The sequence below is a fragment of the Rhizobium sp. Leaf321 genome (genome assembly GCF_001423215.1).
Lineage (GTDB): Bacteria > Pseudomonadota > Alphaproteobacteria > Rhizobiales > Rhizobiaceae > Neorhizobium > Neorhizobium soli.
In genome coordinates this window covers 400,828-412,459 of record NZ_LMOF01000007.1, presented here as the reverse complement: position 1 = coordinate 412,459, position 11,632 = coordinate 400,828, and the positions used below count along the sequence as shown (strand labels likewise).

General features: G+C 60.3%; 14 protein-coding genes. 10 read left to right on the top strand and 4 right to left on the bottom strand.

Annotated features, from left to right (window positions below; translation table 11 throughout):
- Positions 1–257: 257 nt before the first annotated feature.
- Positions 258–440, bottom strand: a complete 183-nt coding sequence (locus ASF70_RS14975; protein ID WP_062456843.1) for a hypothetical protein — start codon at positions 438–440, stop codon at positions 258–260.
- A gap of 420 nt (positions 441–860) precedes the next feature.
- Here ASF70_RS14975 and coaD point away from each other — a divergent pair, with 420 nt between their 5' ends.
- From coaD to tgt, 5 genes are all read left to right on the top strand, one after another.
- On the top strand, positions 861–1,355 hold the full coding sequence (gene coaD, locus ASF70_RS14970) for a pantetheine-phosphate adenylyltransferase (protein WP_062580735.1): 495 nt from the start codon (positions 861–863) through the stop codon (positions 1,353–1,355).
- A 31-nt stretch (positions 1,356–1,386) separates the two neighbouring features.
- On the top strand, positions 1,387–1,959 hold the full coding sequence (locus ASF70_RS14965; protein ID WP_062456848.1) for a peptidylprolyl isomerase: 573 nt from the start codon (positions 1,387–1,389) through the stop codon (positions 1,957–1,959).
- A gap of 77 nt (positions 1,960–2,036) precedes the next feature.
- Positions 2,037–2,546, top strand: coding sequence for a peptidylprolyl isomerase (locus ASF70_RS14960; protein WP_062456851.1), 510 nt, complete (start codon positions 2,037–2,039; stop codon positions 2,544–2,546).
- Between the two features lie 74 nt (positions 2,547–2,620).
- Entirely contained in the window at positions 2,621–3,688 is a 1,068-nt protein-coding gene (queA, locus tag ASF70_RS14955; protein WP_062580734.1) for a tRNA preQ1(34) S-adenosylmethionine ribosyltransferase-isomerase QueA, read from the top strand.
- A complete protein-coding gene (tgt, locus tag ASF70_RS14950; protein WP_062580732.1) occupies positions 3,685–4,818 on the top strand; it encodes a tRNA guanosine(34) transglycosylase Tgt in 1,134 nt (377 codons plus the stop codon). Before queA ends, tgt begins: the two co-directional genes overlap by 4 nt.
- 48 nt (positions 4,819–4,866) lie before the next feature.
- Here the strand turns inward: tgt and ASF70_RS14945 are convergent, their stop codons facing one another.
- On the bottom strand, positions 4,867–5,292 hold the full coding sequence (locus ASF70_RS14945; protein ID WP_062580731.1) for a DUF4864 domain-containing protein: 426 nt from the start codon (positions 5,290–5,292) through the stop codon (positions 4,867–4,869).
- A gap of 206 nt (positions 5,293–5,498) precedes the next feature.
- Here ASF70_RS14945 and ASF70_RS14940 point away from each other — a divergent pair, with 206 nt between their 5' ends.
- The 3 genes from ASF70_RS14940 (at position 5,499) to ASF70_RS14930 (ending at position 7,941) form a co-directional block, all read left to right on the top strand.
- Complete coding sequence (locus ASF70_RS14940; protein WP_062580730.1) at positions 5,499–6,644, top strand: MFS transporter; 1,146 nt, start codon at positions 5,499–5,501, stop codon at positions 6,642–6,644.
- Positions 6,645–6,809: 165 nt separating this feature from the next.
- Positions 6,810–7,394 carry a DnaJ domain-containing protein gene (locus tag ASF70_RS14935; RefSeq protein WP_062580729.1) on the top strand — a complete coding sequence of 195 codons (585 nt, stop codon included), beginning with the start codon at positions 6,810–6,812 and terminating at the stop codon, positions 7,392–7,394.
- A 67-nt stretch (positions 7,395–7,461) separates the two neighbouring features.
- Positions 7,462–7,941, top strand: a complete 480-nt coding sequence (locus ASF70_RS14930) for a GNAT family N-acetyltransferase (protein WP_062580728.1) — start codon at positions 7,462–7,464, stop codon at positions 7,939–7,941.
- A gap of 14 nt (positions 7,942–7,955) precedes the next feature.
- Here the strand turns inward: ASF70_RS14930 and ASF70_RS14925 are convergent, their stop codons facing one another.
- Positions 7,956–9,119 (bottom strand): MFS transporter, encoded by a 1,164-nt coding sequence (locus ASF70_RS14925; protein WP_062580727.1) that lies wholly within the window; start codon positions 9,117–9,119, stop codon positions 7,956–7,958.
- A 127-nt stretch (positions 9,120–9,246) separates the two neighbouring features.
- Here ASF70_RS14925 and ASF70_RS14920 point away from each other — a divergent pair, with 127 nt between their 5' ends.
- Together ASF70_RS14920 and ASF70_RS14915 are read left to right on the top strand one after the other, a co-directional pair.
- Positions 9,247–10,020, top strand: coding sequence for a DeoR/GlpR family DNA-binding transcription regulator (locus tag ASF70_RS14920; protein ID WP_062580725.1), 774 nt, complete (start codon positions 9,247–9,249; stop codon positions 10,018–10,020).
- 69 nt (positions 10,021–10,089) lie between these two features.
- Positions 10,090–10,470 carry a glyoxalase/bleomycin resistance/extradiol dioxygenase family protein gene (locus ASF70_RS14915; RefSeq protein WP_062580723.1) on the top strand — a complete coding sequence of 127 codons (381 nt, stop codon included), beginning with the start codon at positions 10,090–10,092 and terminating at the stop codon, positions 10,468–10,470.
- Between the two features lie 304 nt (positions 10,471–10,774).
- Here the strand turns inward: ASF70_RS14915 and ASF70_RS14910 are convergent, their stop codons facing one another.
- Entirely contained in the window at positions 10,775–11,632 is an 858-nt protein-coding gene (locus tag ASF70_RS14910) for an MBL fold metallo-hydrolase (RefSeq protein WP_062580721.1), read from the bottom strand.

Here is an 11,632-nt window from a genome sequence, read left to right as displayed (position 1 = left end):
GGGCAGAGGACATCAACAACGAAAAAGCCGGAGGATGGAAAACCATCCTCCGGCTTTGTTTGAGCCGCTTGGCGCGGAAAGGGCATCGCGCCCTGTTCGCTACCGTTCACGAAAATAATGGTGTGGCTTGTCGCTCTAGATCTTCCCGACAACGCGCCCAAAGATCAGGGGGCACGATTGCGGTTTCTAAGATCGCGGATGTTTCAGAGGAACGGCCAATGGGATTAGGTCCCAGTCCAGCTCCTCGCGGCAGGCGATCAATAGTAGGAGATGTCGCTGTAACGACCGGTAACCTGCGGGTAGTTGGAGCCGTCGACATCCGAGCGGTCCTGGTAAAGAGTGACCGTCGCCGTCAACATGACAGCAATCATGGCGCTCCATACGAGGTTAATCATGGTGATCTTGTCGGGCATAGCCATCTTTTTGTTTGCGATCATCATATCCGATTATCCTTTTAATTGCCTGAGCGCGTGAACTGCGCGCAGCGACACCACATTATGAGAGTGACCTATCTGAACGGCTCTGAAGCATGCTTGAATGGCGTGTTCATCTGGCGTTCAGGTTCCGGATCGCGTTTCCACTTCTCAGAGGTCTGGCGATCCGAATACGTAAATCGCGGCGTCCAATAAAAGCGCTGCAACGATTGCAGCGAAAATCATCAAAGCCAGCATTTCCGTGTCTCTCAACTCAGCGGGACGATGATCTCGCCCCGTCATGATTGTCAGTTAAACATGAGCCGGCTGAAACGGCCTTGAACGACGCATTCATCTTTCGTTCAGTTTTTGGGAAAGCCTTGCAGCGGGCGGCCTTCCATGACAAAAGGCCGTTGAAATTCAGCTGGAACAGGCTCCGACTTCGGTATGACGATCGCTCTTTATCCCGGCTCATTCGACCCGATGACAAACGGCCATCTCGATATTCTCGTGCAGGCGCTGAACATCGCTGAACGGGTCGTCGTGGCAATCGGCGTTCATCCGGGCAAGGTGCCGGTATTCAGCTTCGAGGAGCGCGCGGCATTGATCGCAGCAGCACTTTCGGAGGCTCTGCCCGAGCGCGAGGACAGTCTTTCGGTGGTTTCATTTGAAGGATTGGTGATCGACGCTGCCCGGGAGCAGGGGGCGACAATCCTTGTGCGCGGCCTGCGCGACGGGACCGATTTTGATTACGAGATGCAGATGGCCAGCATGAACCGGACAATGGCGCCAGACCTTCAGACGGTATTCCTGCCGTCGGCGGCGGCCTCCCGGCCCATAACGGCCACATTGGTCCGCCAGATCGCTGCCATGGGCGGCAATGTCGGCGAATTCGTGCCGGCTGTGGTACTGCGCGCCCTGAACGAAAAGCACAAACGCTGATTCTGCGACAAAAGATAACAGGAGTCTTCTGATGAAACTGCTTCGCCTCGCCATAGCCGGCGCCCTCGCGCTCGCTGCCACGGTCGGAACAGCCGTTGCGGCGGCAGACGATTTTCTGACCATCCAGTTGAAGGATGGCCCGGTCGTGATCCAGCTGATGCCTGAGTCGGCACCGAAGCACGTTGCGCAGGTGAAGGCGCTGGCTGCCAAGGGTGCCTATGACAACGTCATATTCCACCGCGTCATCGATGGCTTCATGGCCCAGACCGGCGACGTCAAGTTCGGCAAGCAGGGCGGCCCGAGCTTCAACGCTTCGCGCGCCGGCACCGGCGGCTCGGATCTTGCCGATCTTCCTGCAGAATTTTCCAAGACGCCATTCGAGCGCGGCACTGTCGGCATGGCCCGTTCGCAGAGCCCGAATTCTGCCAACTCGCAGTTCTTCATCATGTTCGATGAAGGCCCGTTCCTGAACGGTCAGTACACCGTAATCGGCAAGGTCGTGTCCGGCATGGAAGCCGTGGACAAGATCAAGCGCGGCGATGGCAGCAATGGCGAAGTCACCAATCCCGACAAGATGGTCAAGGTGACCGTCGGCAAGAAATAATCGGCTCACAGTCGATTGAAACGGCAATGGCCCACCGGGCTGATGTCCTGAGACAGAGATAATCAAGGAGAAATACCATGGCCGAGATCAAGGATCCCGAAAACACCCTCATCATGGAAACCACCAAGGGCAAGGTCGTCATCTCGCTCCTGCCGGACCTGGCACCTGAGCACGTTGCGCGCATCAAGGAACTTGCCCGCGAGACGGCCTATGACGGCGTTGTTTTCCACCGCGTCATTCCCGATTTCATGGCGCAGACCGGCGACGTCAAGTTCGGCAAGCAGGGCGGAGCGGACTTCAACCCTTCGCGCGCCGGCATGGGCGGCTCCGACAAGCCTGACCTGAAGGCTGAATTCTCGGCTGTTTCGCATATCCGCGGCACATGCTCGATGGCCCGTTCGCAGAGCCCGAACTCCGCAAACTCGCAGTTCTTCATCTGCTTTACTGACGCACCTTGGCTGAACAAGCAGTACACGGTCTGGGGCCAGGTCATCGAAGGCATGGACATCATCGACCTGATCAAGAAGGGCGAGCCGGTCAAGGATCCGGACTCGATCGTTTCCGTCCGCGTCGCCGCAGACGTCTGATCTGATCCGCCATTTCTGGCCCGCTCCGTCTTCTCGACGGGGCGGGCCTTGCCTATTCTGGAAGCTCATCCATCATGCGTGTCGATCTATTCGATTTCGATCTGCCCGAGGAAAACATTGCGCTGCGGCCGGCAAACCCGCGCGACAGCGCCCGGCTGCTTGTCGTCGACGCCGGCGCCGATCCTGTCCTCTCCGACCAGCGGGTCAGTGATCTGGTGGCATTCCTGAAGCCGGGCGATGCGCTGGTCTTCAACGACACGAAAGTCATTCCCGCGCAGCTCGAAGGCATCCGTCATCGTGAAGGCGCCGGCGGTCAGCAGGTTTCGGCGACGCTGCATATGCGCATCGAACCGGATGTCTGGAAGGCGTTTGCCAGGCCCGGCAAGCGGATCAAGGTCGGCGACCGGATCGAATTTGGCGATTTGGGATCGCTGAGCGCGACAGTCGAGGATAAAGGCGAGGGCGGCGAGGTGACGCTGCGCTTTGATCTTTCAGGCCCTGCGTTGGACGAAGCGATCCTGTCGGTCGGCCATATTCCGCTGCCGCCCTATATCGCCGCCAAGCGGCCCGAGGATGCGCAGGACGCGAAGGATTACCAGACGATCTATGCCCGCGAGCAGGGTGCCGTTGCAGCTCCGACAGCCGGGCTACATTTCACGCCCGACCTGTTTGCCAGACTGGACGCGGCAGGCGTCGAGCGGCATTTCGTGACGCTGCATGTGGGCGCCGGAACGTTTCTGCCGATGAAGGTGGACGATACCGAAGACCACAAGATGCATCAGGAAATCGGTTATGTGAGTGCCGAGACCGCGCAGCATCTCAACGCCATCAGGGCGAGGGGCGGGCGCATCGTCTGTGTCGGCACGACCTCGCTACGGCTGATCGAAAGTGCAGCGGCTGACGACGGCATGATACTGCCTTGGCGCGGTTCGACCGGAATCTTCATCACGCCTGGCTATCGGTTCAAGGCCGTCGACATGCTGATGACCAATTTTCACCTGCCGAAATCGACGCTGTTCATGCTGGTCTCGGCTTTTTGCGGCCTGGAGACCATGCGCGCAGCCTACGACCATGCCATCTCGTCCGGCTATCGCTTTTACTCCTACGGCGACTCAAGCCTGCTTTTCAGGAACGACCGATGACCACCGAAAATTTCCAGTTTACCCTGAAGGCTACAGACGGCGGCTCCCGTCTCGGCGAAGTTTCGATGCCGCGCGGAACGATCCGCACGCCGGCCTTCATGCCGGTCGGCACCGTCGGGACCGTCAAGGCGATGTATCTCGACCAGGTGCGCGAAACGGGCGCCGATATCATTCTCGGCAATACCTATCACCTGATGCTGCGGCCGGGCGCCGAACGGGTTGCGCGGCTCGGCGGGCTGCACAAGCTGATCCGCTGGGATCATCCGATCCTCACCGATTCGGGTGGCTTTCAGGTCATGTCGCTTTCGGCGCTCAGAAAGCTCGACGAGAAGGGCGTGACCTTCAAGAGCCATATTGACGGCTCCAAGCACCATATGTCGCCGGAGCGTTCGATCGAGATCCAGGGCCTGCTTGGCTCGGATATCCAGATGCAGCTCGACGAATGCGTGGCGCTTCCGGCCGAGCCCAAGGAAATCGAGCGCGCGATGGAATTGTCGCTGCGCTGGGCCGAGCGCTGCCGGGTGGCCTTCGGGGAACAGCCAGGCAAGGCGATGTTCGGCATCGTCCAGGGTGGTGACATTCCGGCGCTTCGCGTGCGGTCTGCCGAAGGGCTGAAACAGCTCGACCTCAAGGGATATGCGGTGGGTGGCCTTGCCGTCGGCGAGCCGCAGGAAGTGATGCTGCGCATGCTGGAGGAAACGCTCCCGGTTCTGCCGTCCGAAAAGCCGCGCTATCTGATGGGCGTCGGAACGCCTGATGATATCCTGAAATCGGTGGCGCGCGGTATCGACATGTTCGACTGCGTGATGCCGACGCGGGCCGGCCGTCACGGTCTCGCCTTCACCCGTCGCGGCAAGGTGAACCTTCGCAACGCACGCCATGCCGAGGATATGCGACCGCTCGACGACGAGTCCGGCTGCCCGGCTACACGCGATTACTCCCGCGCCTATCTGCACCATCTGATCCGCGCAGACGAATCGCTGGGCGGGATGCTGCTGTCGTGGAACAACCTCAATTACTATCAGGATCTGATGAAGGGTATTCGCGAGGCGATCGCCAACGGTCGTTTCGAGGATTTCTGTGCAGAAACCCAGGCGGAATGGGCCAAGGGCGATATCGACCCGGTCTAAGGATGTTCCGGCGGGCAGGGGTGGGTGCCCCTCCCGACCATATTTTGGCTAGATGCCCTGGCTGGCCGTGTTGCGGATCATGCGGACGCCGTTGACCTTGTAGGATCCGTCGTCCATCAGCCGCATGTCGTAGATTGCGGTCCAATCCTTGCCTTCCTTCGCAGTGATCATCACTTCCTGCAGCACGACTTCACCGCCGCCCACCAGTTTCGAGCGACCGAAGGCATAGGTTCCGGCCTGATAGACAGCCTCATAGTTGTCGCGGACCATGGCGAAGAAGACAGTCTTGTCGGGATAGAGGCTGCGGATCCCCGGAGAGGCCAGAGAGTAGGCCTTGTCCGCGTCGTCGTTGATCAGGGCGGAGATCTGAGCGGAGATGACAGCGCGGGCATCCGCCACGGGATCTTCTGCGTGGACGAGGCCTGCAGGTGACATGAAGAGGAATGCGGCAAGAGAGGCTATTCGAAAGCGCATCTGACATTCTCCAGCATCGGCTTCCATAAAGTTTAGCGCATACTCTCCAAAGGGAAAGGTGGCGTTGCGGATATTTTCAGCATCACCGCGATCTGCCCAGTCGGACGGCAAACCATAACGCAGGGCAGGGTCCCACGTTAATGTCTTGTCGTCGTCAAAGTCGCGGTGCACCAGTGTGTCTGATGTGATTGCTTCGGAATTCCGTAATGACCCTACTAGCGCCGGCTCTGCTCTATTTCAGCAATGCTCTTCTGTTCGTTTCCCTGTTCACGCGGCTTCCAGCCATTCAGGAATCAATGGGAATCGACAAGGCAGTGCTCGGGATGGCGCTGCTCAGCGCACCGGTCGGCACGTTTCTTGCGCTGCCTCTGGCGGGGAGGATCACCGACAGGCTCACACCTCGGATGACCGCAGTCATCACCTTGCCGATTGTAGCGCTTCTGAGCCCGATCGTGGCGGCCGCGCCGTTGCCTCTCTTCGTCTTCGGTTTTTTCCTGTTCGGCTTCTTTCGCACGATCTTCGATGTGTCCGCCAACATGATCTCCGCCGGTATCGAGCAGCGGACCGGCACAAAGGTTCTGGCGAGAAGCCACGGGTTCTGGTCGGTCGGGCTTCTGTTCGGATCGCTTGCGTCCGGTTTCCTCGCAGCGCAGGGCGTATCGCCCTTTGTGCAGCAGAGCGTGGCGGCGCTACTTGTCCTCGTAGCCTGCTTTGCCGTCTTCCGGGTGACGGCCGCCGACCCGGCGCCAGCTGCGCCGACGACGAAAAGAAAATCCGCATACGTCATGCCGGACAAGACCATCATCCTCATCTGCATCATGGTGTTCGGGCTCTGCATCGTGGAAGGCGCGGTCTACGACTGGGCGATCTTCTTTCTGCGCGAGGAAATGGGGGCGGATCCGGCGATGGCCGGCGTCCTCTACGCCGTCTTCACCGTCGGCATGGGACTGACGCGGCTGTCGGGCGACAAGCTGCGGGAAGTCGCAGGACCGATCTCGCTGATCCGGGGATCCGCTATTGCCGTCGCGTTCGGTATCGTGCTGCTGGTGACCGCCGCAAACCTCGTCGTTGCCGGCGTGGCGCTGTTCCTGATCGGCTGCGGGATCGCGCTGGCCTTTCCCCTGGCAGTCTCGACCACGATTGCCCGTGGCAAGGGACAGCCCTCCGACAATCTTGCAGCGCTCGCCTTAACACTGATGCTCTCGACCATCGGCGTGCCACCGCTTCTCGGCTTCATTGCAGAGCATGTGAGCCTGGTTGCCACGTTCGTCGTTTTGCTTCCGACCGTTCTCATCAGCTTCCTGATGGCGCCGGTGGCCGATGGGCGCCGGCCGTTTCGTCTCAGGCGTTGATCGCTTGCATGTGGAAAACCGGTCGGTTTTGGGGCAGGGGCAAGACTTGCCGGCTGATGGCCCCTAATTGGCCACATGAATGGATAATGGCTTGAGCCGACTGGACTTCGTCGCTACGACTGGATTGGCGTTTTCTGATATGACTTTCCGAAAACAGGTGGCACTGTGATCGATCCCTATGAAATTCTTGGTGTTTCGCGCGAGGCGGATGTGACAGCGATCAAGCTTGCCTACCGCAAACGGGTGAAATCCGCCCATCCCGATACCGGCGGCGATGCGGAAACGTTCGGACAGCTGAAGGCATCCTTCGAGCTCCTGAACGACCCGATCCGCCGAAAAGTCTATGACGACACCGGTTACGATCCCGAGCTTGCCGACAAGAAGGACCTGCAGGGTCTCGTCATTTTGGAGATGCTCGTCAACGAGATGATCCTCGATGAGCGCGAGCCTGGCAGCTTTGATCCGGTTTCCTCGATGCGGCGCAAGCTCACGGACCGGATCGTCAATGCGCGCTTCCATATTCTCGAGATGGAGCGCCACCGCGCCCGGATCCGCAATCACATCAACCGGATCGGCCGCAAGCCGGAAGCGGATGTTCTGGGTCGCATGCTGAAATCACGCTGCGAAACGATTGCCGATGCGATCAGCAAGGCGGATTCCGAGATCCAGACCATCGAGCAGGCCTATGGAATGCTGGATGGATACAGTTACGAGATCGAAATTGTCGAGGTAAAGGACGCGGCCGAATAGGCCGCGGACCCGCACGCGGCCATCGGACGATCACATTTGGCGTCGCCGAAACTTCACGGATCATTTCATGACACTTGCCATCCGAGACGCCACCCGTGCCGATGCCGGAACGCTCCTGTCTTTCATCCGCGAACTCGCGATCTTCGAAAAGGCCGAGCATGAGGTTGCGGCGACCGTCGAGACGATCGAGACATCGATGTTCGGCCCGACATCTGTCACGCGCGGCCTGATCTGCGAAAGCGATGGCAAACCGGTCGGCATGGCCATCTGGTTCTTCAATTATTCGACATGGCAGGCACGGAACGGACTTTATCTCGAGGATCTCTACGTGACGCCGAACGCTCGGGGGCTCGGGGCTGGGAAGGCGCTGTTGCGGCATCTCGCGAAGATCGCTGTCGAGAGCGGGTGCGGACGGTTCGAGTGGAGCGTGCTCGACTGGAACGAACCGGCGATCGGTGTCTACGATGCGATCGGTGCCGAACCGCAGAAGGAGTGGATCCGCTACCGGATGGCGGGTGAGAAGCTCAGGGACTTTGCTGACGGCTAGGCCGGATCAGCCCGTTACCGTCGCGCGGTCAAAGGCCAGGTGAGCGCGACGAACGCCATGCCGCCAGCAACCAGAACGAAGGCCACACCCAGACTATAGTGATGGGCAACGAAACCGATGGCGGCCGGACCCATGAGAATTCCGGCGTAGCCCATCGTCGTGATGGCAGCGATCGCATGGCTGGGTGGCATTTGGGTCTGCTTGCCGGCTGCTGTGAACAGAACCGGCACGATATTGGAAGCCCCGAGCCCTACCAGAAGGAAGCCCGCAAACGCCAGGGGCTGGTTAGGAGCCAGGACTGTAAGCAGGAAACCCAGTGCTGCGAGCGTGCCGCCACCGACCACGACTTTCATGCCGCCGAGCGTCTTGACGATCCAGTCGCCTGTCAGCCGACCAACGGTCATCGCGATGGCGAACATCGTGTAGCCAAAGCCTGCCTGAGCTGGATCGACAAGGTGCGCGCCGATGAGGAACAGAGCGCTCCAGTCGAGCACCGCGCCCTCGCCAAGGAAAACCAGAAAGCACAGCAGTCCGATGAAGGCCACGATGCCGCGCGGGATGGTGAACAACGGCGCATCTCCGGTCTCCTGGTTTCCGTAGGGCAGGAGGCCTCGAAAGGATTGCGCCAGCAGACCAAGCAGCAGCGCACTGAACATCAAGGTCGCGGTCAGGGGTGAAACGCCGGCACCAAGCAGAAGGCTCATGCCGCCCGCGCCGACAATGCCGCCGACGCTGAACAGCCCATGGAAGCCGGACATCATGTTGCGGCCGCTGTCCTTCTCGACCATGACGGCCTGAATATTGATCGCGACGTCCACCGCGCCAACGCTTGCCCCGAACAGCGCCAGCGAGATCGCCATGCCGGGAAGCGTATCGGCGACTGCCAGCAGCGGGAGCACGACGGCGAGGGCGAGGGTGCTTGCCACGATGACGGCCCGGCATCCGAATCGGCTCGCGAGAATGCCGACCATTGGCATGGTCACGATAGAGCCCAGGCCAAGGCACAGGAGCAGCAGGCCAAGCGTGCCGTCATCCACGCCGATTCGAGCCTTGGCGACAGGAACCAGCGGTGCCCAGGCCGCCATGGCCGAGCCGGCAATGAGAAAGCTGGAGCGCGTGGCCCATTGGTGTCGGCCTCCGGTGCGGGGGCGTCCTTTGAGGATCTGGGCGTTCGGCATCTCGATAGCTCCTGGATTACAGCGTTGGACCTCGGAAGAGATCGTCGCCGTCCTTGATGGTGCCCTGTTTACAGAATGCGTAAGAATGTGCAAGATCGTGCAGAAACTTTCATGAGGGGGCTGGCACGTGCTGACAGAAGAGAGGCTCGACCGCATCCGCGAGCAGTTGACCGTCCGCGGCAAGGTTGTTGCGAGCGAACTGGCGACGCAGTTTGACGTGTCCGAAGACACGGTTCGCAGAGACCTGCGCGAACTCGCCAAGCTGGGTTTCTGCCGTCGAGTCTATGGTGGCGCGCTGCTGCCGACGCCGGATTTCGGCACGTTGGCTGCCAGAACCGCATTGGACACGGATCGAAAGTCGAGCCTTGCACGGGCGGCGGCGAGGCTTGTCGAAGACGGCCAGACCGTGTTCATCGACGCCGGATCCACCAATCTTGCGGTCGCGAACGCGCTCGATCCGAGCCAGACGCTGACGATCGTCACGAACGCGCCGGTGATTGCCACGGCGCTATCAGACCGACCGAACTTTACGGTCATTGTTCTCGGCGGTCTGTACGATCAGGCGAAGGGCGCGTGCCTCGGGCCGCAGGCGATACGTGAAGCCATGCAGGTCTATGCGGACATGTTCATCATCGGCGTATGCGGCGTGGACAGCATCGCCGGCGTCACTGCGCTCGATCCGGGCGAGGCCGAACTCAAGCGGACCATGGTGAACCAGAGCAGCATTCTCGTCGTCGCCGCGACGGCCGAGAAGCTCGGCACAGTCGCGCCGTTCAAGGTCGCGGATACGTCGATGATCGATCATCTCATCGTGGAGGATGGCGAATTCGACCGCGGAGACTTCGCGCGGTGCGATGTCCAGGTGCATGTCGCACTAGATGGCGGTTCTCCGTCGACGTGAAGCATGTGGCGGCAACGTCCGCATCTTTCGTAGCTTCGCATGTTCGTCAAACAAGGAATTCAACGACCCATGCGCATCGCCCACACAGCACTTTGGACCCGCGACCTCGACGCCGCTGCCGGATTTTTCGAGACCTATTTCGGCGCAACGGTGGGAGAACCTTACCACAGCAAGAACAGGGTAGGGTTCACATCGAGGTTCGCCAACCTGCCCGGTGCAGAGGACCAGATCGAGCTCATGTCCGTGCCATGGGTGACGGACGCCAGAGGAGAAAGCGTTGGCTGGGACCATATCGCCATTGCCCTGGGGAGCGAGAGTGCAGTCGATGCTTTGGCGGAACGCTGCCGGCTTGCCGGCTGCCTGCGATCAGGACCCAGATGGACCGGTGACGGGTTCTACGAGGCCGTCATCGTGATGCCGGATGGTAGCGCCGTCGAGATCACCGTTTGAACGCGATGCCGACGGCGCGCAAAGTTGTTGCGTTCGATGATCAATGTTCTGGGTACTGAAACGTATGGGATGTGATCCGGCGGATCCGGCGCTCGCTCAGGTCAAGACCATGCGCCAGTGACACTATTGTCATCAAGCACGATCCGGCCTTGGACGAAACTTCGATCCGCCGCAGATCGCGCACGCTATTCACATGCGGGGAGTGTGACAGTCTACCTTTTTTGCAGCTATATCCAAAGATCAGATAAGATAGATTATGGAACTACAGGATGTGGCTGGAAGCGCAAGATCTTGGCCTTCTCCCTTAGAGCTGCAGATCATCCGCCGTCACATCGACTTCGAACGCCAAGCCGTCATAGGTCGGTTCGACATGGCCCGGCGTTTCAGCCATGACGCGATCGTAGTCCAGTGGAATGTGCATGTGGGTCAGTAGCGCGCGCTTTGGCGCCAGATGGCTGATCCAGTCGAGTGCCTGCTCAAGTGACAGATGGCTCGGATGCGTGCGGTACTGGAGCGCGTCGATGATGAGCGTATCAAGTCCGATGAGCTTCGGCACCGTTTCCGGCGGAAAGTCGCTGACATCGCTGCAGTACGCGACGTTGCCGATCCGGAAGCCCAGCGAATGGATATCGCCGTGGACCTGCCTGTGCGGCTGGAACCGGATGGCGCCGCCCGGACCGTCGATGACGATCGGCGCGTCCATCGTCTCGATCAGCACCGGCTTGACGATTGGCGGATAGCTGCCACCGGCCGGTGTTTCCAGGCAATAGCCGAAGCCCTGGCGGATGCGGTCCATCGTGGACGGATCGGCATGTATCGGAATGCGGTGCTTCTGGAGGATGAAATAGCCGCGTAGATCGTCGATGCCGTGCAGATGATCGGCGTGTGGATGGGTGTACAGGACGGCATCGATGCGCTGGACGCTTGCGGCGATCATCTGCTCGCGAAAGTCCGGGCCGGTATCGATCACGACAACAGTTTTGCCGCCATCCGGCGCGATCTGCTCCACCATGAACGAGGCGCGCGTGCGCCGGTTCTTCGGGTTTTCCGGGTCACAATCGCCCCAGTCGCCGTTCAGCCGCGGTACGCCCGGCGAAGACGCGCAGCCGAGAACGGTAAAGCGCCGCCGATATCCGGTGCTCGTTCCGACCCGGGCCGCCAT